Source organism: Candidatus Eisenbacteria bacterium, from assembly GCA_016930695.1.
In the GTDB taxonomy this organism is placed as follows: Bacteria; Orphanbacterota; Orphanbacteria; order Orphanbacterales; family Orphanbacteraceae; genus JAFGGD01.
This window is the reverse complement of the sequence record JAFGGD010000030.1, coordinates 263431-285174: the sequence shown is the minus strand read 5'-3', so window position 1 is coordinate 285174 and position 21744 is coordinate 263431. Positions and strand designations below refer to the sequence as shown.

The following is a 21744-nucleotide window of genomic DNA, read 5'->3' as shown; positions in this document are numbered from 1 at the left end:
CACTCCCGTGTCATCGGGGAATTCCCGTCGAGCCGAGCCACCACTCGATCCATCGTTTGCCCGGCAGGTTGGATCGTTCGAACAACAGGCGCTCCTCCGGACCGATGGGACGGGCGAAGCGGAACGCCGCCGCCAAAACCACCGCCGCGAGGAGGAGCAGCAAACCGAATCCCCACGCGTTCCCGGCCAGGGAGCGCAGGGGATAAAGAAGAACAAGGGAAGCCGACGCGGCGTAGCACCTTCCGAGGAACGCCCAGGGAATCGGGACCGGACCGTGCAGGTTGCGTAGCGCCGCCCACCGGAGAAGGGGCGAGATGCCGATGGCGATCGCCACCGGCGGGATCGCGCCGGGAAGCCCGTAGCGCGGAATCAGGATCAGGTCGAGCCCCAGGTTGATCACCGCGAAGACGGCGGCGAGCACCAGGTTCACCCATGTCTTCTCGATCAGATAGAGGGCCATCGAGAAAGGAGTGCCGAAGAAGGAGAAATGAAAGATGATGAAGAAGATCCGCGCGTAGGAGCCGCTGAGCGCTCGTTCGGCGCCGTAGAGAACCTGGATCAACAGATCGCCGTAGAGCGCCCCGAAGAGCGTGATCGGCGTCACCAGAAGGAAGAGGACGCGGAAGTAGTGTCCCACCATCTCTTCGATCCTGCGGCGATCCCGCGTGTACACCTCCACGAAGGCGGCGAGCACGATCGGCCAGATCGTCTCCGGTACGAATGCCAGGAGGAGTTGGGGAATCCGGTAGGCGATGTCGAAGATCCCCGCCTCCACGGGTCCCCGGAAATGGCCGAGGAGCAACGTCTCCGACTGCTGCCAGGTGATGAGGTTGAGGATCTGAATCGCCGCGAGCGGCAGGGCGTAGCGGAAGAGCCTCTTCCACTCGGGCGGGGTCGAACCGCCGGCGAGCGTGGGGCGGAGCCGGAGGATCGCCCAGACGCCGACGGCTAGGTAGGGGAGCGAAGCCGAAGCGAGTACGCCGATCACTCCCCAGCCGGCGCGAAGCGCCCCCCAGGTGATGAAGAGCACCGCCGCGCTCAGTGCCCCCTGCAGGAAGGCGAGGCGCTTGGTGCGGAAGGTGGCGGTCAGCGCCAGGCCGACCAATTGGAAGAGCATGTTCCCGGAGAGCAAGGCGACGCCCGCCAGCAGGGGCGTGCCGATCGGGCTTCCGTACATCCGGTCGATGGGACCGCGCAGAACGAAGACGAGGACGGTGAAGAACGCCCATCCCGCCCCCTGCAGGGCGAGACATCCGGTGAAGAAATCCCGCGAGCCGCTTTTCCGCGTTTCCCGTTCCGGCAGGAAGCGGTTCAGCGCGTTCCCCAGCCCGAAGCCGGCGAGGGCCCCCGCGAAGAGCACTATCGTTCGCACGATGGCGAGGACGCCGTACTCCTCCGCCGGAAGGAGCCGCACCACGAGCATCGACGTGCCCATCGAGAAGACGAAGCGGATCGCCTTCGCCGCCAGGCTCCAGGGCGCCGCGCGGGACGCCCTTTCCAATGTGCCGCTCACGATCGGTCTCCGACACGTCCCTCTCCTCCCGCGTTCCGGGCGGCCCGCTCCATCTCTCCGGCCAGGTCGAGGATCGACCGGAGGGAGCCGGGGAAGGGCCGGTTCGCGAGGAACATCGCGTCCGAGCCCGGGTCGTCCGGATGGTAGCCGTGCATCGCACGCGCGGGCTTTTCACCCATGAAGGAAGGGGCGATCACCGTTCCCGGATCGGAGAGGAAGATCGCCTCCCCGTATTCACGGCCCGGAAAGAGAACCCCCAGCTCCCGCATCTCGATGTCGGTCAGAAGCCGCCCCCCCTCCTCCCCGTCCAACAGCTCCCGGATCGCCCTCTCCGCCCCGTCGTGATGGAACCAAAACCGGGCGAAGGTGGAGTCGTAGAAGGGGAGGTAATCGCGCCCCTCCCGGAAGGGGAGCCGCCGCACCCGTTCCATCAAATCGGAGACGCGGGTATGGTCGACCATGCCGTGATCGGAGAAAACCGCCAGCGTCGTCCTCTCCGCCCCGTGGATCCGCTCCGCCTCGCGAAGCGCCTCCCGAATCCTCTCCTCGTACCAACCGATCCGCGCGCGCACCGTCTCGGCGCCGGTCCCCACTTCGTGCATCAGACCGTCCAGGCCGGCGGCGTAGAGAAAGAGGAAGGGCGTTTCCCCGCGCCGGATCTCGCCGACCAATTCCCGGAAGCTCCTCTCCTCCGGGGTGGACCAGTACCAGGAGCGGAAGGGGACGCGCGCCGCCGAGAGCCGGTCGAAGATCCCCTCCGGCCGGTCCAGACCGCCCGGCCCGAATGGAGGGCGCGTCTCGGGGAGATCGAAACGGGGGAGCAGGCGGAGGGGAACGCGGTACAGGTTGTAGTAGCCGGTCACGTCGGTGGTGTGGCGGAAGGCGTGCTTGTAGGCGGTTCGCACCCGCGCGCCGAAACGGCCCGGACGTTCGAAGGGGGCGAGCAGGCGGGCGAAGCCGAAGGGGGACTCCGTCGGGTTATGCCGGAAGAGAAACCAGCGGCCGTGTTCTTCCGGGCGGAGGCCGGAAAGGAGCGAGGGGATCGCGGCGCTGCTGAAACCGAGCACGGTCCGGAGCGGGCGGCGCTCTTCCAGTTCGGGAAGGAAGGGATGCTCCTGCAGCACCCGCCACCCGAAGGCGTCGATCAGAACCGCGATCACCACGCCGCTCATCGCTCGCTCCGCTCCCGGGCGGGTCTCGTCCCGCCCATCACCTCCCGGTCCCAGAAGGCGCACACCTCGTTCCGGAGGCCCATCCAGTCGGTTCGAAAATCGCCGGTCCGCGCCGGCCTCCGGACCGCGTTCCGGTAGGCCGCCGCCAGGTGCCGACGGTCCTCGTCGCTCTCGCCGGCGCCGTGGATCGGTCCCCAGGCGAGAAGGAGCCGGACCGCCGCCGCGTACGTCGCGTCCAGAGGGGTCGCCGGCAGCCCGGCCGCGAGTTGGCGAAGCGCCGGACCGATCGCGGTCGGTCCCTCGCGGAGGAGATACTCCCCCCAACGCCTCGCCCGCCTCGGGAAACGCGCCGCCCTGCGGCAGGCGCTCCTCTCGTCCGATCCTTCCGGGAGGCCCCAGACGCCGCGCAGCTCCCAGCGATGGATCGACTCCAAGGCGTCCCGTTTGAGAATCTGGACCCGCCGCATTCCCGCGGATCCCCCGCCGTACCGGGCCTCGATCGCCGCCGGATCGGGGCGCAGCTTCCGGTCGCACCAGAAGTGGTGTTCCTCGATGAAACCGGCCGCGGTCGGTCCCTCACCGTCGCCTCCGAAAAGAAGGCGGACCGCCTCTCTCTGTTCCTCCAGGCCGGGCGCGAAACGCCCCGCCGCGACCAGGGCGCTGGCGCCCAGATCGCGAAAGGTCTTCCCCGTCCTGTACCAGACCTCGCCCTCGGCTTCGCCGCACTCCCCCGCGGGACGGAGTTCCACCAGCTCCTCCACGGTCCGGTTCAGAAGGAGCAGGTAACCGTCGGATCCCGGGATCTCGTCGAACCGCGGTCGCGCGGCTCCATCGAGAATCGACGGGTCTCCCCAGATCGTCCTTCCCCGCCGGGCGAGCGTCGCGTGGGCGATCGTCGGGCGGAGTCGCCCGAGTCGCTCCGGCGTGATCGTCCCCAGATCCACGACGAGACCGGGCGTCTCCAGGGAGGCGAGCATCCGGTCCCTGAGCGCGGCGACCCGGCGCTTGAGGTCCTCCCCCTCCCCGCCGTCGACCACCAGGTAGAGATCGATGTCGCTCCCCGGCGCCGGTCCCTCCGCTCCCGGAAGCGCGCACGCCTCGCCGAGGGCGAGGCTGCCGCCGAGCAGGAGCGCCAGGGGACGGGCGTCGCCGAGCCGCTCCGGGATCAGAGAGACGATACGGGTGAGATGGTCCCGGTAATAACGGTCCGCCGCCTCCGAAGGGGAGAGGGGAAACCGGATTGGGTCGTTTCCGCTATGCACCACGGACCCGCGGGGTCCCGATCGGCTCGCTTCTACAGGTACCGGTAGAGGAACTTCGGGATGACGTAACGCCTACGATTCAGAACCACCCCCAGAAGATTGGCATGCGCCTCTTGAAACGCGTCCTTCGCCCTCGCAACGATCTCGCGCTTGGTCCGGTCGGACTCCACCACGAGCACCACGCCGTCGACGACGGATCCGAGAATGGCCGTTTCGGCGTAGGGAATCATGGGAGGTCCATCGATCAGGATCAGGGAGTGCCGTTCCTTGGCATCCTCCAGAAAACGGGAGAAACGAGAGACGCTGAAGAGCGTGCTCGGCGATGTGGGTGTGGTGCCGGATGGGAGAACATACAGATTCTCTTCACCGATCCGAGAGACGCACTCCGCGAGCGGACGCCGGCCGAGGAGCACGTCGGCGAGGCCCGTCTCGTTGGGGAGGTCGAAGAGGGAGTGCAGGTTCGGGTTTCTCAGGTTCGCGTCCACGAGGAGGGTGCCCTTGTCCCCTCCCGTCCCCAGGGAGGCGCCGTACTCGGTGAGCACCGTCGTGGTCCCTTCCCCCTCCACGGAGGAGACGAAGAGGATCGCCTTTCCCCGAACGCCGCTGAGCACCTTCCCGAGGGAGCTGTGCAGGGCTTCGTAATGGGTCCAGACCTTGCGGAGCTGACGGCTCAGTTCCTTCTTGCCTGAAAGGTCGGCGCGGGCGGCTTCTTCGCTTCCCGCGGACCCGTTCCCTTCCCTCTCCCGCTTCGCTTTGTTCAACGCTTCATAGATCTTGCTCATCGTCTTCCCTAGCTCTTGGAGAGGTCCCGTCGGTTCGGGATCGATGCGAGCACCGGCAGGCGTATGTGCCTCTCCACGTCCTCGCGGCTCTTGAGCGAATGGTCCATGGTCTCGATGAAGAAGGCGAGGCTGATCCCCATCAGCAGGCTGAACGCGGGGACCAGGGCGAGACGGACCGGTTCGCGCGGGTTGCTCGCCCGCGGCTCCCCCGCCTCGGCGAGGAGGGAGAGGGTGAAGTCCCGGGAGCTGACCGTCGCCACGCCGATGGTGATCCGGTTCTCGGTCAGCTTCTGGTATGCCTCGGATGCGAGCAGGATCGAGCGGTCCAGATTGTCCATCTCGCGCTCGATGCGGGGGAAGCGCCGGAACTCCTCGGCGAGTTCGTTCAGCGATCTCCGGAGCGCCTCCAGCTCGGCCCGGTTCACCTCGAGATGGCGCTCCTTGAGCTGAATGATCTGCTCCGTCTCCCGGCGGAGTTCGTCCTGCACCTCCTGGATCTCCTCGTCCAGGATCAGCACGCGCGGGTGCTGGTCCGTGAAACGGGCGAGCAGCTCGCTCCGGTCGCGGCGGAGAGTCAACAGGTCGTCCTTCAGGCGGTGGAGGACGCGGAGCCGTCCCGACGTCGCTTCGAAGGTGCCCGACTCGAAGGGGACCTCCACGTTGTCCTCATAGAAGAGCTTCTTGTTTTGCTCCAGCTCCTCCTTCGCCTTCACGTACTCCTTCTCCGCTTCGGCCAGCTCTTGCCGCAGATCCGCCTGCCGCCGGACCAGGTTGTCCTGCTGCGTCCGGAGGCGGACCGTCTCCCCTTCCTCCTGCAGAAGTTGCTTGCGGGAGGTCAGGTCCTCGAGGTTCTCCTCGGCGTCCCGGATGTGGGTGTCGAAGAACTGCTCCACGTCCGGCAGGGCGAAGAGTTCCTTATGGACCTGGATGTACGACCGGACGAGCGCGTTCGCCACGGCCGGAACTTCCTCCGGGTTCAGGGACATGTACTCGATCCCAACCACGTTCGACTCGCCGAGGAGCAGGCTCGTCACGTGATTCGGATCGATCTCGACGGGGGGGATCAGTCCGTTCCGGGTCTGCTCGTTCAGGAGATCCTGCGCCCGCCGGATCACCGGTTGGCTCTGGGCGATCTGTAGCTCCGAATTGACCGTCTCGTCCCAGGTGAGAAGGGAGATGTTGCGGTCCAAGGCGCTGTTGCGCATTCCCCGGTTCAGCAGAACCTTGGAGACGGCGCGGTATTCCGTCGGGATGCGGCTCGCGTTCCAGAGCACGAAGATGAGCGTGGAGAGGAAGAGGATCAGGACGATCCACTTTCTCCGGAAAAGCACGGTGAAGACGTCCCGTCCGGTGAGCTGGGGAGCGCCGCGCTCCTCCATCTGGAGGTCCGGATTCTCCTTTGCCTGCTGGTTCACCCTAGAGTCCCCCTCGTCAACGATTGCGATAGCCGGTCAGAACGGCGGTCTTCCAGGCCGCGTCGATGGGCGGCAGAATGGTGTCGAAGAACCGGCCCACGAAATTGCGGGTCCCCGCCATCTTGCCCATCGGCACGTAAACCACATCCATATGTCTGAGAGAAAGATCGGCGAAGATCGCGCCGTTCATGATCTCTTTCACGTTCACTTTCATGGCGATCGGCGTGCGGTCCTCCCGCATGCGGATCACCATCACGTCCTCGGTGCGCGCGTCGTCGCTCCAGCTCCCCGCCATGGCGATCGCCTGCGTGATCGTCACCGGGTTGGTCAGCTCGAACTCGCCCGGCAGCTTGACCTCGCCGAGAACATAAAACTTCTGCGAGGCGAAGCCGCTGACCACCACGTTGATGTCCGGTTCCCTCAGGTAGACCGCGTACATCTCCTTCAAGGTCTCGGCGAGTTCGCTCGGCGTCATGCCCGCCACGGGAAGGTCGCCGAGAAGGTCGAAGGACGCGGCTCCGTCCGGACGGACCTCGATCTGGAGGTTCATTTCGGGATGGGTGACGAAGCGCAGGGCGATGTTGTCCCTCGCGACGATCCGGTACTCGGGCGTCTCGGCGGAGAGATCCAGCTCATCCTCCGATTCCACGTAGAGGCTCAGCTCCTCCTGCCGCAGCTCATCGAGGCGGGCGAGCCGTTCCTCCCGCGCCTGCTCCCGGGCTTCCAGGATCTCCTCGTCCGTCGGCGTGTCCGACGGCGATTCCGGCTTGCCGGTGAAGTCCTCCTCGAAACCGGGCCGGGATCCGCAGCCGGCGCAGAGGAAGGCGATCAACAGGGGAACGACGAAGACGATCACTGTTCGTTTCACGACGCTCTCTTCCATGAAAGGACGATTCCCACCGTTCGAAGCACGATCCGCAGGTCCGTCGCCGCCGATCGCGTCCGGATGTACTCCAAGTCCGATTCGATCCAGTCGTTGAACGCGTTGGAACAGCGCTCGGTGGCCTGCCAGAGACACACGATGCCGGGTATGACCGAAAGGCGCTCCCGCTGTTCCGGCGTGTACCGCTCCACCTCTTCGGGCAGATGGGGTCTCGGCCCCACCAGGCTCATCTCGCCCCGCAGAACGTTCCACATCTGCGGGAGCTCGTCGAGGCTCGTTTTGCGGAGGATTTTACCCACCGTCGTGACCCGGGGGTCCTCCCTCATTTTGAAGAGCGGCTCCTCCGCCTCGTTCAGATCCCGCAGACTCGTCTTATAACGCTCCGCGTCTTTAATCATCGACCGAAACTTGTAAAAGTTGAACGGTTTTCCCTGTTTTCCCACGCGGACCTGCCGGAAAAATGGTCCCCCCGGCGAATCGACACGGATCAGAACGGCGAGGATCAGGAAGAGGGGCGCGAAAAGGAGCAGGATGGACGCCGAAACGATCACGTCCATCAAGCGTTTCACGGTCCGATAAATCGGACCCGCCTCTCTCGCCTGGGTCACCCCGCGGCCTCCTTCCGACCGGACCCAAATGACAGGGCCGGGCCGCGCGATCCGCGTACCCGGCCGCCTCCGATCCCAACGACACGATGCGCACTTGGGAGTGGGCTTCCGAGTCAGCCGCGCCTGCTAAAGAGCCTCCCGAAGGAAGGCGTTCCTTCTTTTCCTCCGATCCGATGGTCGCGGCGGCGCCGCTTCGATTCCGTCGCGATGGCGCACGGCCATCGGCCGCTCCTTAGCAAGGTGTCCTAGGCGATACTCCTTTCCGCTGCGAAAGATGGGCGCCGCGCCCGCCCGGATCGCTCCCGGGCGACGGTCCGGAACCCCCCCGGCCGGGGGGGAAAAGCGCGGTGGCGCGGGATGGTTCCCGCGAGCGAACGGAATCATACCAAAGGAGTTGCGCCTAGTCAACCGGATCGTGGAGAGCCGAGAGTCCCCTCAATTTCCGCTGGACGGAAGGAGCGCCGGAGGGCTACACTTTGCGGGGTTTTTCCGCCGAGGAGGGATGTATGGAACCGGTCCGCGTAGAGCCCGTCCGTGCCCGGGGGCACGCCGTCATTGGAGGTTCGGGGGCCGAGGAGGGACGGATCGCCGGTGTGGTGGTGCACCCCATCGCCCTCTACCCGGACGACCGCGGTCATTTCGCCGAGGTGTTCCGCGACAGCGATCCGGTCGCCGAGGGATTCGCGGTCCGGCAGAGTTCCATCACCCGGACCCGGGCGGGAGTGATCAAGGCGTTCCACTATCACCGTTTCCAGGACGACATCTTCTGCCCTCTCACCGGTACCGCGCGGATCGCGCTCGTCGACTTTCGCCCCGACTCTCCCACCTACGGTCGAGCCAACTCGATCTTCGCGGGGGAGCTTTACCCGAAGGCGGTGCGCATCCCCGCCGGCGTGGCTCACGGCTATGAAGTCCTCCCCGGCGCGGACCTCCTGATGGTCTATTACACCAACCAGACCTACAACCCGGGCGACGAGTACCGTCTCCCCTACGACGACCCGGCGATCGGGTTCGACGGCTGGGGCGTGCGGAACCGCTGATCCCGCCTCCGATACTCCGCCACCGCCTCGGCAACGGATTCTCTTTTCGCGCGGCGAAAAGGTATCCGGTACCGGTGTCCGCCCGCCGATCCTCCGGATAGGCGCGGGACCGTCCGCGCGCGGGAGAGGCGGAGGATGCGGATCGATTTCCGAACGAGGTTGGAGCGGAGCCCCCTGCTCTTCGACGGCGGCGTGGGGACGACCCTCTACGAGCGGGGCGTCTCGCTGAACGCCTGTTTCGATCACCTGAACCGGTGCGATGCGGCGGCGGTCCGCGCCGTTCACGAAGCCTTCCTGGAGGCGGGCGCCGAGGCGATCGAGACGAACACCTTCGGCGCCAATCCGGTCAAGCTGGAGGCGCACGGTCTGGCGGAGGCGTGCCGGGAGATCAACCTCGCCGGCGCGCGGATCGCCCGCGAGGCGGCGGGCGAGGATCGCTACGTGGCCGGCGCGATCGGCCCTCTCGGCGTGCGGACGGCCCCTCTCGGCCGGCTCGATCCGGAGAGGGCGAAGGATCTCTTCCTCGTTCAGGCGCGCGCCCTCGCCGAGGGGGGCGTTGATTGCTTTTTGTGCGAAACCTTTATCTATGTCGAAGAGCTGGCGCTCGCGGTGCGGGCGTGCCGAGAGGCGGCGCCGGATCTGACGGTGATCGCCCAGGCGACGCTCGCCGAGCACGGCGGATCGCTCACGGGGGCGCCGCCGGAGGAACTGATCCGGGAGCTGCTCCGCATAGGAGCCGACGCGGTGGGGGTGAACTGCTCCGTCGGCCCCCACGCCGTGCTGGAATGGCTCGAGCGGGCGGCGCCGCTCGCCGCGGGGGTTCCCCTCTCGGTGATGCCCAACGCGGGGCGCCCTCGCGGCGTGGACGGGCGGAACATCTACCTCTCCACGCCGGAATATCTCGCCGCCTACACCGGGCGTTTTCTGGAGGCGGGGGCGCGAATCGTCGGCGGTTGTTGCGGCGTCTCGCCCCGCCACCTGAAGGCGATGTCCCGCGCCTTCCGCGCCGCGACTCCCCGCGCGAAGGCGATCCCCGCCCGGCCGAGGGACTCGGCGCCGTCGCCGGAGGCGGAGCCGGTTCCCGTGGAGAAGAAGAGCCGTCTGGCCGCGCGGATCGCCGCCGGGGAGTTCGTCACGATGGTGGAGGTGGTCTCTCCGCGTGGCGTCTCCCCCGTCCGGGAGATCGAGACGGCGCGGAAGCTGCGCGCCCTCGGAGTCGACGCGGTCAATATCCCCGACGGGCCGCGCGCGATGGCGAGGATGAGCGCTCTCGCTCTCGCGCTTCGCGTGCACGCGGATGCGGGGATCGAAACGGTGCTGCACTTCACCTGCCGGGACAGGAACGTGATCGGCATGCAGGGGGATCTCCTCGGCGCCTGGGCGCTCGGCGTGCGGAATCTTCTCGCCGTGACCGGCGACCCGCCCAAGCTGGGGAATTACCCGGACGCGACGGCGGTCTTCGATGTCGATTCCATCGGTCTCGTTCACATCCTGAGCCGGCTGAACCGGGGGCTGGACGCGGCGGGCGATCCGATCGGAGAGCCGACCGGCTTCTTCATCGCCGTGGGGGCGAACCCGGGGGCGATCGACCCGGCCCGCGAGGCGGAACGTCTCCACGGGAAGCTGCGCGCCGGCGCGGAGTGCGTCATCACCCAGCCGGTTTTCGACCCCGAGGTGTTGGAGCGTTTTCTGGAACGGGCGGCCCCTCTCCCCGCCCCCGTGGTGGCCGGCGTCTGGCCCCTCCAGTCGCTCCGGAACGCCGAGTTCCTCAGGAACGAGGTCCCCGGCTGCGACGTGCCGGACCGTTTGATCGAGAGGCTCGCGGGGTGCCGCACACGGGAGGAGGCGCGGGACGAGGGGATCGCCATCGCGCGGGAGACCTTCCGGGCGATCCGCGGGCTTGTGCGGGGGGTGCAGGTTGCGGCACCCTTCGGGAGAACGGAGGCGGTGACCGCCCTTCTCGAGGAGATTCGGAGTGACCAACGAGAGACCCTTCCGGTTTGACGATCCGGTCCGCCCCCTTCTGATCGGCGAGAGGACCAATGTCCTCGGCAGCCGTCGCTTCCGTGAGGTGATCGAAGCGGATCGCTGGGAGGACGCGGCGGGAATCGCGGCGGCGCAGATCCGCGCCGGGGCGGGGATGATCGACATCTGCGTGCAGAGCGTCACCCGGGACGAAAGCGCGGACATGGAGCGACTGATGGAAGCGCTTCTCGGCAGGCCGGACACGCGCGTTCCGGTTCTGATCGACAGCACCGACGCGGACGTGATGGAGCGCGCGCTCGGCATTTGGCCTGAGCGGTGCGTGCTGAACTCGGCGCAGCCGGCGGAGCCGGAGCGCGCGGCGCGTCTCGCGGAGATGGCGCGAGAGCGAGGCGCGGCGGTGGTGGCCGGGCTGATCGACATCGAGGGACCCGCGGTCACGGCGGAGAGGAAGCGGGCCGCGGCGCGCGAGGCGTACCGTCTCCTCGTCGACGAGGGGGGCCTCACGCCGGAGTCTCTCTGGTGGGACGCGCTCGTCTTCCCCTGCGCCTCCGGCGATCCCTCCTACGACGGAGCGGCGGCGGCGACGCTGGAGGCGGTGGCGTTTCTGAAGAGCGAGTATCCGGGGACGAGTACGGTGCTCGGCATCTCCAACGTCAGCTTCGGCCTCCCCCCCGCCGGACGGGACGCGGTGAACGCGCTCTTCTTCCGGCGCGCCGCGCAGAAGGGGCTGGACGCGGCGATCCTGAACCCGGCCCGCCTTCCGGTCTGGGAGACGATGGACGAGGAGGATCTCGGCGCCGCCGAGGAGGCGCTCTTCCCGGAAGGGGATCCGATGGAGGCGCTGATCCGCTTCACAAGGCGTTTCCGGGAGAAGAAGCCGATCCCCTCCGGGCGCTGACGCGGCGCCCTTCCTGGACAGCGCCGCGGGACGCCTGCTAGAATCGCGCCGGTCGTTCGTGAAGGAAGAGTGTCGCCGCGTCCGGAATGGGAGGATCCTCCGTCATGAAAGGTGTCGTGCTCGCCGGGGGATTGGGCACCCGCCTCCACCCCCTCACCAAGATCACCAACAAGCATCTCCTCCCCGTCTACGACAAGCCGATGATCTACTACCCGATCCGGACGCTGGTGGACGCGGGGATCACGGACATCCTGGTGGTGACCGGCGGGAATCACTCCGGCGATTTTCTCACCCTCCTGGGAAACGGAAAGAGTTTTGGCCTCAAGCATCTGAACTACACCTATCAAGAGGGAGAAGGCGGTATCGCCGAGGCGCTCGGGCTCGCCGCGTACTTCGTCGGGGACGAGAAGGTGTGCGTGGTGCTGGGGGACAACATCCTGGAGCGGTCGATCCGTCCCGCCGTGGAGGCCTTCGAGGCCCAGCCGCGGGGCGCCAAGATCCTCCTCAAGGAGGTCCCCGATCCGGAGCGTTTCGGCGTCCCCGAACTCAGCGGCGACAGGGTGGTCCGGATCGTGGAGAAACCGAAGGATCCTCCTTCCCGCTACGCGGTGACCGGCATTTACATGTACGACTCGCGCGTCTTCGAGATCGTGCGGACGCTGAGGCCCTCGGACCGCGGCGAGTTGGAGATCACCGACGTGAACAACGCCTACATCGAACGGGGCGAGCTGACATGGGATCTCCTCGAGGGGTGGTGGACCGACGCGGGGACCTTCCCCTCCCTCTACCGGGCGAGCACGCTGGTGCGGGAGCGCGAGGAAGGGGCCGAAGGAGAGGGCGCGTGAGGATCGTCGTCACAGGCGGATGCGGTTTCATCGGTTCGAACTACGTGCTGCGGCGTTTGAGGACCACCGAGGACGAGGTGGTCAACCTGGACAAGCTGACCGACGTCTCCAACAGGGCGAACCTCGCGGAGATCGAGGCCGACCCCCGCTACACGTTCCTCCAAGGGGACATCGCGGACCGGGAGGCGGCGCGGCGCGCCCTCGAGGGAGCGGAGGCGGTGGTGAACTTCGCCGCCGAATCGCACGTGGACCGCAGCATTACCGATGCCGGCGCCTTCTATAAAACCAACGTGGAGGGGACGCTCGTCCTTTTGGAGGAGTCCCTCCGCGCCGGCGTGCGGCGCTTCGTTCAGATCTCGACGGATGAGGTGTACGGTTCCCTCGGCGCCGAGGGTTCCTTCCACGAGGAACTCCCGCTCCGGCCGAACAGCCCCTACGCGGCGAGCAAGGGGGGCGCGGACCTGTTGGTCCGTTCTTTCGTGAAAACCCACGGCCTTTCGGCGACGATCACCCGCTGCTGCAACAACTACGGTCCCTTCCAGTTCCCGGAGAAGCTGATTCCCCTCATGATCATCCGCGCGCTCGGGGACTCCCCCCTGCCGGTCTACGGGGACGGGTCGAACGTGCGGGACTGGATTCACGTGAAGGATCACTGCCGCGCGGTGGACCTCGCGCTGGAGAAGGGGGCGCCGGGCGAGATCTACAACATCGGCGCCCGAAGCGAGATGCCCAACCTGGGGATCGTCAAGACTCTGCTCCGGCATCTCGGGAAACCGGAGACGCTCCTCCGTTTCGTCGAGGACCGTCCCGGCCACGACTGGCGCTATTCCATCGACCCCACCAAGATCGAGCGGGATCTGGGGTGGCGGCCGGAGCGCTCTCTCGAAGAGGGGCTCGAGGATACGGTCCGCTGGTATCTGGATCGCCGCGACTGGTGGGAGGCGATCATGAACCGTCCCGCCTGGCGAGCCTACTTCTCCGCCATGTACGACGAGCGCCTCGCCGGCGCCCGCACCACTCCGCGGTAGTACCCGGCGCCGGAACCTTTAAGGAAGAAATGTTCGAAGGCGCACCCCGATTCGGGATCCGGAAACGATCATAAACACATGAAATAAAATGGCATGGAGACGGGGTTCGCGTCCGGGAAGAGACGGAGAATCGGTACCGGACACCTCCTCGCTCGCTCTGCGCGCGAAAAGAATATCCGGTACCGATGTTCGATGTCCGAGTCGCCTCTCCTCCCCCCTACTCCTCCGCGAGGAAGGGGTAGCGGTAGTCCGCCGGCGGAGAGAAGGTCTCCTTCAGGGTGCGGGGGCTGGTCCAGCGGATCATGTTCAACATGCTCCCCGCCTTGTCGTTGGTGCCGGAGGCGCGGCTCCCGCCGAAGGGCTGCTGGTTCACCACCGCGCCGGTCGGCTTGTCGTTGATGTAGAAATTGCCCGCCGCGTCCCTGAGCGCGCGCGTCAGATCGACGATCGCCTTCCGGTCCTGCGCGAAGATCGCGCCGGTGAGCGCGTAGGGGGAGCCGGTATCGCACAGCTCGATCGCCTTCTTGAGGCTCTTGTCCTCGTAGACGTAAACCGTGAGGACCGGCCCGAAGATCTCCTCGCGCATGCTTCGATAATCCGGTTTCTTCGCCTGGATCACCGTAGGCTCGATGAAGTAGCCGACGGAATCGTCGCAGCCGCCGCCGCAGAGAATCGTCGCGTCGGCGCTCCTCTTGGCGTGGTCGATGTATCCCTTGATGCTGGCGAAGGCGCCCCTGTCGATCACCGCGTTCATGAAGTGGGTGAAGTCCGCTGGGTCCCCCATTTTGATCGTCGCGATCTCGCCGAGGAGCGCGTCCTTGAACTTCGGCCAGAGGGAACGCGGGATGAAGGCGCGCGACGCGGCGGAGCACTTCTGCCCCTGATACTCGAAGGCGCCGCGCACGCAGGCGGCGACCAGCGCCGGAAGATCGGCGGAGGGGTGGGCGAAGATGAAGTCCTTGCCGCCCGTCTCGCCGACGATCCGCGGATAGCAGCGGTAGTCTCGGATGTTGCCGCCGATGGTCTGCCACATCCCCTGAAACACCTCGGTGCTCCCTGTGAAGTGCACGCCGGCGAGGTTCGGGTGCCGGATCGCCGGATCGCCCACCTGGCCGCCCGGTCCGGGGACCATGTTGATCACGCCCGCGGGAAGGCCGGCGCGCTTCAGGATCTGCATGATGTACCAGGCGGAGTAAACGGCGCTGCTCGCCGGCTTCCAGACCACCGTGTTCCCCATCATCGCCGGCGCGGTCGGCAGGTTCCCGGCGATGGAGGTGAAGTTGAACGGCGTGACGGCGAAGACGAAGCCGTCCAGGGGGCGCGCCTCGCTCATGTTCCACATCCCCGGCGCGGACTCCGGCTGGGACTCGAGGATCTGCTTCATGAAGAAAACGTTCATGCGGAAGAAATCGATCAGCTCACAGGCCGCGTCGATTTCCGCCTGGAAGGCGTTCTTGCTCTGGCCGAGCATGGTGGCGGCGTTCAGGGTCATCCTCCGCTCGCCGGCGAGGATGTCCGCCGCCTTCAGAAAGACCGCCGCCCGCGCCTGCCAGGGCATGCGCGACCACTCCTCTTTCGCCTTGGCGGCGGCGTCGATCGCCAGTTCCACTTCCTTCTTTCCCGCCTTGTGGTAGGAGCCGAGGACGTGGGCGTGATCGTGGGGCATCACGCACTGGGCGAGCTTGCCCGTCCGCACGGCCTTGCCGCCGATGACGCAGGGAATGTCGATCTTCTTCTTCGACAGGCGGGCGTACTCCGCCTTCAGTTCCTTCTTCTCTTTCGATCCGGGCGCGTAGCCGAGCACCGGCTCGTTCTTCGGCATCTCGATTTTGGGAATACCTTGGATCATGGTTCCCCTCCGACGAAGAGGTTCGAGGATGGCCGCGCGCCGGGCCGCGGCGGCGCGTATCTATCTTGTTCGAGAATGGCAGGTTAGCAGAACGGGCGGATTCCGTCAACCGGTTGGGAAACATGGAACCGGATACCGTTTACAGCCTCGCGCGGATTCCGGCGCTGATGAGGGGAATCAGGATCTCGTGGTGTCCCGCGAGGTCGATCCCCTCCCCCGAGGGGCGGCGGAGGACGTTCTGCGTCGGCCGGTACATCCGGTTCATGTCGCAGTTGATCGCGAGAAACTCGCCGGGAGGCGTGCCCGCGTTCTGCAGCATCGAGACCGCCTTCAGGAGCACCTCGGGGAGGATCACCGCCGAGCCGGCGTGCCAGACCACGCTCTCACCGGTGAGGCGCCCCACCGAAGCGGTGAAGGAGAGGAAGTCGTTCATCGTCGCCCGGCCGATCGCCGCGCCGTCGGCGGAGGGGTGCATGTGAACGATGTCCGTACCGAGGGCGACGTGCACGGTGATCGGGACACCCGCGTCGTGGGCGGCGGCGAAAAGGGACTTTTCCCGGTGGGGGACGTCTTTCTCCGTAAGGGCGCGCCCGATCGACTCGCCGAAGCCGAGATCCTCTTCGAGTCCCGCGCGGACCGCCCCGTTGATCCCTTCCGCCGTCTCACGGGCCATCCCGAAGATCCCCTTGGGCAGGTTTTCGGAGACGTCTTCCGATGTCGTGCCGAAGCGGGCGATCTCGTAGTCGTGGATCGCGCCGGCGCCGTTGGTGGCGAGGCCGTCCAGGATTCCGTCGCGGACGAGGGAGATGAGAACCGGCGCGAGGCCGCATTTGATCACGTGTGCGCCGAAGAGGAAGAGGACCGGCGCGCCGCTCTTCTTCGCCGCGACGATCCGATCGATCGCCCGGTTCAGATCGCGCGCGGCGAGAATGTCCGGCAGGCCGCGGAGGAGATCCTCGACCGACGCACCCTTCCCGACGGGAGACCCGAAGCTCCCGGCCCGCACCTTGTGTCCCACGCCGGCGACGGAGACGGGGCGGATCTTCTTCCGGTCGAAACGTTCGTGTCGGGAAGGCATGGGAACCTCCTAATGGTTCGATCGTCTCTCTTTTGCCTTCCAGCCTACCGGTAATCGGTCAGCACCGCCTCGAAGGCGCCGAAAACGACCTTGCTCTCCAGCTTGACCGGCATCCGCCGCGAATCGGCGGTGATCCAGATCTGCAGGCGGCCGGTCTGCTTGAAGACGCCCACCGATTTCAGGCGCGGCTCGATGCGGATGCACCGGAACTCGCCGGCCGGCGTCTTCACGGTTTCCACGTTGTGCACCTTCACGGTGATCGGCCAGTTCTTCTTGCTCGAATGATAGACGAGAGGGATCTCCGCTCCGATGACGAGGCGCCGGGTACGAAGGTCGAAGAACGCGGCGAGCACGTCGCGAGCGTCCGGGGCGAGGGGGGTCTCCTTGCCGTCGTCGTAAACGGCGACCATCCTCTCCCGGTCGAAGATCACCATCTCGTCGTCCTCGTATTTCCCCTCCCGCAGCGACTTCTCGAAGCGGAGGCTCACGAACCCCTTCGGGTCGACGCGGGAGACGACGCGGTCCCGCACCTTGAAGAAAACGTCGAAGAAGGAATTGGTGCGCGCCTGGGTGGAAAAGACCAGCGTCGAGTCGTCGGCGTCCCGTTCGGTCGTTAACTCCGCCGTCCCCGCCTTGATGATGCCGTACTCGATGGAGTAGGTGAGCTTCTCTCCGGGGCGGATCGGCCCCGGCCCGGCGGCGCCGGCCGCCGTCGCGCCGGTGAGGAGGACGAGCAATGGAAGAAGCGCGATGGTTGCGCGCGCGAGGGGCGCCCGGGCGCGAGTATGTTTATTCATGAATCATCCTTCTCGTCTTCGCGGCGCAGGATCCAGTCCACCGCTTCCTCCAGGTTTTTCACGATCGCGTCCGGCGCCGTTTTCCAGCGATCCCGGCGGTGCGCCGCCTCGCCGCGGCCGTAGCCGGTCAGCACCAACACCGTCCGGGCGCCGACGCGACTCCCGAGGAGAATGTCCGACGACGAGTCGCCCACCACGTAGGAGCGACCGGGATCGAGGTTCATTTCCCGCGCCGCCGTCCGCACCAGCCCGGTCTCCGGCTTTCGGCAACGGCAGCGCCGCGGGCGTTCCCCCTCGGTGGGATGGTGGGGGCAGACGTAGATCCCGTCCACCCGCGCGTTCCCGCGAGCGAGGAGCGTTTCCATCCGCCGGTTCGTCTCCTCCAGAACTTCCACGGGAAAGAGACCCCGCGCCACGCCGCTTTGGTTGGTGACGATCACCACCGGGATCCCGTGTTCATTCAGCCTGCGGATCGCGCGGGCCGCGAAGGGATAGAGACGGAGCCGGGAGGGATGGTTGACGTATCCGACCTGGCGGGTGACCGTACCGTCCCGATCCAGAAAGACCGCCGGCCTCCCTTCGTTCTTCTTCCGCGGACGGCTCAAAGCGACTCTCCCCCTATGCGGCCCATTCTAACCATCCGCCGGGGGCGCGTCAGCGAGAATCCGGTTCGCCGCCTCCACCACCCGGTCCGCGTCCAGACCGGTCATGCACGTGTGGCTCCGGTCCGGGAGGGGGCAGCGGTCGCCGCCGTGAAGAGAACAGGGGCGGCACTCCAGGTCGAGCGAAAGGACCACGTCCTTTTCACCCGCCGGACCGAACCCCAGTTCCGGCACGGTCGGTCCGAAGAGGGCGATCACCGGGGTGCCGACCGCGCCGGCGACGTGCATCGGCCCGGAGTCGTTGGTGATGAGGAGCGCCCCGTCCCGCAGATGAGCGACGGTGGAACGGAAGGGGATTCCCGCGAGAACGCGCGCCCCTCCTCCCGCTCCGGCGGCGACCCTCTCGAGAAGGGGCTTCTCCCCCTCCGATCCGAGGAGCAAGATCGGCCGCCCGCTCTCCCGGCCGATCCGGCGGGCCGTCTCGGCGAAGCGCTCCGCGGGCCATCGCTTGGTCGCCCGTCCCGCGCCGGGCGCGAAGAGGACCGCACCCGGCGTCCCCTTCTCCTCCACCGGGAGCAGGCGGGGAGGATCGCGCCGCACCGCCGTGCCGAGACGCTCCACCGCGTCCAGGTAGCGGTCCCACACCGGGCGGGAGTGTTCCCCCTTCCCCCTCTTCCATCGGACCAGCGCGCGCCGCCGCATGGTGAGGCGCGGGTAACGGACCGTCCGCCCCGGCCCGGTGAGGAGCGCGAGCCAGCGGCTGCGCGTGTTTCCCTGCAGGTCGACGACCCGGTCGTAGCGCCTCTCCGGCAGGGAACGGGCGTAGCGAAGGAGGGCCCCCGCGCCGCCGCCGCCGAAAGGGAGCACCCGGTCCACGCCGGGGAGAAGCTCCGCCATGCCGGCCAGCTCTTCCTTTACGGCAAAATGAATCGCCGCCTCCGGGAAGGCGGACCGGAGCTCCCGCGTCGCCGCCGCGGCGAGCACCAGGTCGCCGAGTCGCCCCCAGCGGATCACCAGGAAGGATCGCGGGCGGCTCAAACCGTCCCCCCCGATTCGGATCGGAACTGCATATCGAAGAGTTTCCGGTAGACGCCCCCCTCGCGGAGAAGGGCGCCGTGGGTTCCCTGCTGGATCAAGCGTCCCCTCTCGAGCACGGCGATCCGGTGCGCCCGGAGAATCGTGGAGAGGCGATGGGCGATGACGAGGGTGGTCCTGTCCCGGACCAGTTTCTCGACGGCGTCCTGCACGAGCGCCTCCGACTCGGCGTCCAGGCTCGACGTCGCCTCGTCCAGGATCAGAATCGGCGGATTCTGCAGGATCGCTCTCGCGATGGCGAGGCGTTGCCTCTCGCCGCCGGAGAGGCGGACCCCCCGGTCGCCGACCACCGTGTCGTACCCCTCCGGGAGCCGCTCGATGAAGTCCGCCGCGTTCGCCGCGCGCGCCGCCTCTTCGATCCGCGTCCGCGGAATGTCGGCCCGCCCGTAGGCGATGTTGTCGCCGATGGTCTCGTTGAAGAGGATCGTCTCCTGGGTGACGATCCCCATGATCCCGCGGAGCGAGGCGAGGTCGAATGTGCGCAGATCGACGCCGTCCAGAAGGATCCGCCCTTCGGTGGGGTCGTGGAACCGGGGGAGCAGGTCCGCCAGCGTCGACTTCCCCGCGCCGCTCGGCCCGACCAAGGCGACCATGGCGCCGCTCGGGATCTCCAGAGTGACGTCGCGGAGCGCCGGCGCTCCGTCGGACCCGTCGTAGAGGAAGGAGACGTGGTCGTAGAGGATCGACTCCCGCACAGCGGCGGCGCGCCGTCCCTCCTCGGGACGCGGTTCCGGCGGCGTATCCAGGAGCTGGAAGATCCGCGTCGCCGCGCTGATTCCCTGCTGCACCACCGTGTTGGTATGCGAGAGCTTGCGGATCGGCTGCATCATGTTGAGAACAGCCGCGAGGAAGAGAAAAAACCCCTCCGGCCCGAGCCCGGCGCCGGCGATCACCTGCCGCCCGCCGTACCAGAGAACGATCACCGATCCGACCACGCCGAGCTGCTCCGCCACCGGACTGGCGAGCACCGCGAAGCGGCGGAAACGGAGGAAGGAGTTGAAGTAGTCGCCCGTGTAGCCTCGGAAACGCGCTCCCTCGTACTCCTCGGTGGCGAAGGCCTTCACGATACGAATGCCGGTAATCGTCTCCTGGAGGCTGCTGGTGATGCGCGCCATGTCCTCCTGAAAACGGGTGCTGTACTTGCGCAGTTTGCGGGAAACTTTGCTTGTGAAGAGACCGAGCAGGGGAAAGATGATGAAGGAGAGAAGCGCCAGGCGCCAGCTGACCACCGCCGCGACGGCCACGTAGACCAGGAGCAGCATGACGTTTTGGATCGCCTGGGTGAAGAGGACCGAAACCATGTCCTTTACGAGCGTTACGTCGTTGGTGATCCGCGAGATCAGCTCCCCCGTGCGGGTCCTCTCGAAGAAGGCGAGGGGGAGAAAGGTGGTGCGGCGGTAGAGGTCGTCCCGGATGCTTTTAATGGTCCTCTCCTGCAGCGTGATCATCAGGATCTGCTGCAGGTAGTTGAAAGTCCCCTTGAGCATAAAAACGAGGAAGATGCCGACGCACACCTTGAAGAGCGCCCGCTCCGGCTCGTCGTCGGCGAATAGGCCGAGGAAAACGTCGCGCCCGCGCGCCTTCCAGGCATCGAGCACCGGGGCCGAAAGAGGCGTGTCGCCGGCGGGCGCCGCCGCGATCTCCGCCTCATCGAGTTTGCCTTCGAAGAGGATCTTGGTGAACGGGAGAATCATGCCGACGGTGACGCCGCTGAAGAGCGCGAAGAGGAAGGTGCACAGGAGCGCGGCGATCCCCTTCCGCCACCAGGGGAGCACGTAACGGAAGAGCCGGAGGAACTCGTTCACGGCTCGGCGTCCACGCCGTCGCCGGCCAGAGTCTCCACGGCCCGGAGAAATCCCTCCTCGGTGATCTCCTTGTGGAGCGGGATGATTACCGCGGGGGCGCCCGCGGGGGGGAGAAAACGCGGATCGGTCTTCTCGGGGAAGAGGCCCACCGTGGGAATGCCGACGGCGACGCTGTAATGGAAGAGGGGCGTGTTGGAGGAGACCACCAAGTCGGATCGGGAGAGGAAGGCGACCGCCTGGGCGAGATCGTCGGTTTGGGCGCGGTAAGGCTCGAGGAAATCGAGACGTCTCTCGAGTTCCTCCGCGCGGTGGCGTTCCTCCGGCGACGATACGATCAGCACGCGCGCCCCATAGGCGCGGGAGAGGAGGCGTGCGATGGCGACGTACTTCTCCATATCCGGCTCGCGGCCCGGTTCCTCCGCGCCCGGTTCGATCGCCACGAGGAGGCGGTCCGATCGGGGCTGCCAGAAGTGAATCAATCGCTCGGCGCGGCGCGCGTCCGCCTCGGGCACCTTCCAACGGACTCGGTCGTCCAGAAAGCCGAGGAAACAGCCGGTGACGGCGCCCACCATTTTGAGCAGCGACTGGGCGAGGTAGGTCTCCCCCTCCGGCGGCGCGACCTCGAAGTTGAGAAAAGGAGCGTGATCGCCGCGGCCGAAGCCGAGGCGGATCGGGGCGCCCGACTCGAGAGCGACGGCGAGGAGCGTCGGATCGGGCGGCGCGTCGAGGAGGAGGAGAATCCGCGGGTCGTGCTCGGCGATCGCGCGCCCGGTCCGGCGGATCTCGCCGATGCGGGCGGTTCCCCGCTTGGGGGAGATGGCGAGCGCCTTGTCGGCGATGCCGTCGCGCCGGAAGACGGGGACGTTCTCCGGGCCGCCGACGAGAAGAAGCTTCACGCCGGGGTGTCGTTCGCGAATCAGGCGGAGCGACGGGAGGACCAGCGGAGGAAGCCGCGGGTCCCCGCCGAGAAGAACGGCGATCCGTTCCGGCTTGCGAAGCGTGTCCTGCACCGCGATCGGTTCGGAGGAAACGCGGCGCCGGGAGCGGACACGGCGGTAGCGGAGAAGGAGGTCGAGAAGATCCACG

General features: G+C 67.0%; 19 protein-coding genes. 5 read left to right on the top strand and 14 right to left on the bottom strand.

Features of this window, described 5'->3' with window-relative positions:
- Nucleotides 1-10: 10 nt before the first annotated feature.
- From JW958_06780 to JW958_06750, 7 genes are read right to left on the bottom strand one after another with little or no spacing between them, the layout of a single operon-like run.
- Nucleotides 11-1513 carry an oligosaccharide flippase family protein gene (locus tag JW958_06780; protein ID MBN1825956.1) on the bottom strand — a complete coding sequence of 501 codons (1503 nt, stop codon included), beginning with the start codon at nt 1511-1513 and terminating at the stop codon, nt 11-13.
- Entirely contained in the window at nt 1510-2685 is a 1176-nt protein-coding gene (locus tag JW958_06775; protein MBN1825955.1) for an alkaline phosphatase family protein, read from the bottom strand. Before JW958_06775 ends, JW958_06780 begins: the two co-directional genes overlap by 4 nt.
- Nucleotides 2682-3947 carry a hypothetical protein gene (locus JW958_06770; protein MBN1825954.1) on the bottom strand — a complete coding sequence of 422 codons (1266 nt, stop codon included), beginning with the start codon at nt 3945-3947 and terminating at the stop codon, nt 2682-2684. Before JW958_06770 ends, JW958_06775 begins: the two co-directional genes overlap by 4 nt.
- A 32-nt stretch (nt 3948-3979) precedes the next feature.
- On the bottom strand, nt 3980-4729 hold the full coding sequence (locus tag JW958_06765) for a CpsD/CapB family tyrosine-protein kinase (protein ID MBN1825953.1): 750 nt from the start codon (nt 4727-4729) through the stop codon (nt 3980-3982).
- 8 nt (nt 4730-4737) lie between these two features.
- Nucleotides 4738-6144 carry a hypothetical protein gene (locus JW958_06760; protein MBN1825952.1) on the bottom strand — a complete coding sequence of 469 codons (1407 nt, stop codon included), beginning with the start codon at nt 6142-6144 and terminating at the stop codon, nt 4738-4740.
- A gap of 16 nt (nt 6145-6160) precedes the next feature.
- Entirely contained in the window at nt 6161-7012 is an 852-nt protein-coding gene (locus tag JW958_06755) for a polysaccharide biosynthesis/export family protein (GenBank protein MBN1825951.1), read from the bottom strand.
- The gene (locus JW958_06750) at nt 7009-7635 is read right to left on the bottom strand and encodes a sugar transferase (protein ID MBN1825950.1); all 627 of its coding nucleotides are present in this window, start codon (nt 7633-7635) and stop codon (nt 7009-7011) included. The genes JW958_06755 and JW958_06750 overlap by 4 nt, the downstream gene beginning before the upstream one ends.
- A gap of 506 nt (nt 7636-8141) precedes the next feature.
- Here JW958_06750 and JW958_06745 point away from each other — a divergent pair.
- The 5 genes from JW958_06745 to rfbB all read left to right on the top strand — a co-directional run bounded on the left by JW958_06745 (nt 8142) and on the right by rfbB (nt 13432).
- Complete coding sequence (locus JW958_06745) at nt 8142-8675, top strand: dTDP-4-dehydrorhamnose 3,5-epimerase family protein (GenBank protein ID MBN1825949.1); 534 nt, start codon at nt 8142-8144, stop codon at nt 8673-8675.
- A 135-nt stretch (nt 8676-8810) separates the two neighbouring features.
- Entirely contained in the window at nt 8811-10679 is a 1869-nt protein-coding gene (locus JW958_06740) for a bifunctional homocysteine S-methyltransferase/methylenetetrahydrofolate reductase (protein MBN1825948.1), read from the top strand.
- Nucleotides 10651-11559, top strand: coding sequence for a dihydropteroate synthase (locus JW958_06735; GenBank protein MBN1825947.1), 909 nt, complete (start codon nt 10651-10653; stop codon nt 11557-11559). The genes JW958_06740 and JW958_06735 overlap by 29 nt, the downstream gene beginning before the upstream one ends.
- Before the next feature lie 104 nt (nt 11560-11663).
- Nucleotides 11664-12404: an NTP transferase domain-containing protein gene (locus tag JW958_06730; GenBank protein ID MBN1825946.1), complete on the top strand. Its 741-nt coding sequence runs from the start codon at nt 11664-11666 to the stop codon at nt 12402-12404.
- On the top strand, nt 12401-13432 hold the full coding sequence (gene rfbB, locus JW958_06725) for a dTDP-glucose 4,6-dehydratase (protein ID MBN1825945.1): 1032 nt from the start codon (nt 12401-12403) through the stop codon (nt 13430-13432). Before JW958_06730 ends, rfbB begins: the two co-directional genes overlap by 4 nt.
- A gap of 217 nt (nt 13433-13649) precedes the next feature.
- On the opposite strand, the gene pruA is transcribed toward rfbB, so the two are convergent.
- The 7 genes from pruA to JW958_06690 all read right to left on the bottom strand — a co-directional run bounded on the left by pruA (nt 13650) and on the right by JW958_06690 (nt 21743).
- On the bottom strand, nt 13650-15281 hold the full coding sequence (pruA, locus tag JW958_06720; protein MBN1825944.1) for an L-glutamate gamma-semialdehyde dehydrogenase: 1632 nt from the start codon (nt 15279-15281) through the stop codon (nt 13650-13652).
- A gap of 139 nt (nt 15282-15420) precedes the next feature.
- A complete protein-coding gene (locus JW958_06715; GenBank protein MBN1825943.1) occupies nt 15421-16323 on the bottom strand; it encodes a hypothetical protein in 903 nt (300 codons plus the stop codon).
- Between the two features lie 80 nt (nt 16324-16403).
- Nucleotides 16404-17156, bottom strand: a complete 753-nt coding sequence (locus JW958_06710) for a DUF3108 domain-containing protein (protein ID MBN1825942.1) — start codon at nt 17154-17156, stop codon at nt 16404-16406.
- Nucleotides 17153-17761 (bottom strand): HAD-IIIA family hydrolase, encoded by a 609-nt coding sequence (locus tag JW958_06705; GenBank protein ID MBN1825941.1) that lies wholly within the window; start codon nt 17759-17761, stop codon nt 17153-17155. Before JW958_06705 ends, JW958_06710 begins: the two co-directional genes overlap by 4 nt.
- Before the next feature lie 27 nt (nt 17762-17788).
- A complete protein-coding gene (locus JW958_06700) occupies nt 17789-18796 on the bottom strand; it encodes a glycosyltransferase family 9 protein (protein ID MBN1825940.1) in 1008 nt (335 codons plus the stop codon).
- Nucleotides 18793-20658 (bottom strand): ABC transporter ATP-binding protein, encoded by a 1866-nt coding sequence (locus tag JW958_06695; GenBank protein ID MBN1825939.1) that lies wholly within the window; start codon nt 20656-20658, stop codon nt 18793-18795. The genes JW958_06700 and JW958_06695 overlap by 4 nt, the downstream gene beginning before the upstream one ends.
- The gene (locus JW958_06690; GenBank protein MBN1825938.1) at nt 20655-21743 is read right to left on the bottom strand and encodes a glycosyltransferase family 9 protein; all 1089 of its coding nucleotides are present in this window, start codon (nt 21741-21743) and stop codon (nt 20655-20657) included. The genes JW958_06695 and JW958_06690 overlap by 4 nt, the downstream gene beginning before the upstream one ends.
- Nucleotide 21744: the final 1 nt, after the last annotated feature.

Excerpts from the sequence above, each read along its gene's own strand:
- JW958_06775 (MBN1825955.1), bottom strand. The coding sequence starts at position 2,685 with ATGAGCGGCGTGGTGATCGCGGTTCTGATCGACGCCTTCGGGTGGCGG.
- JW958_06765 (MBN1825953.1), bottom strand. The coding sequence starts at position 4,729 with ATGAGCAAGATCTATGAAGCGTTGAACAAAGCGAAGCGGGAGAGGGAA.
- JW958_06745 (MBN1825949.1), top strand. The coding sequence starts at position 8,142 with ATGGAACCGGTCCGCGTAGAGCCCGTCCGTGCCCGGGGGCACGCCGTC.
- JW958_06740 (MBN1825948.1), top strand. The coding sequence starts at position 8,811 with ATGCGGATCGATTTCCGAACGAGGTTGGAGCGGAGCCCCCTGCTCTTC.
- JW958_06730 (MBN1825946.1), top strand. The coding sequence starts at position 11,664 with ATGAAAGGTGTCGTGCTCGCCGGGGGATTGGGCACCCGCCTCCACCCC.
- pruA (MBN1825944.1), bottom strand. The coding sequence starts at position 15,281 with ATGATCCAAGGTATTCCCAAAATCGAGATGCCGAAGAACGAGCCGGTG.
- JW958_06710 (MBN1825942.1), bottom strand. The coding sequence starts at position 17,156 with ATGAATAAACATACTCGCGCCCGGGCGCCCCTCGCGCGCGCAACCATC.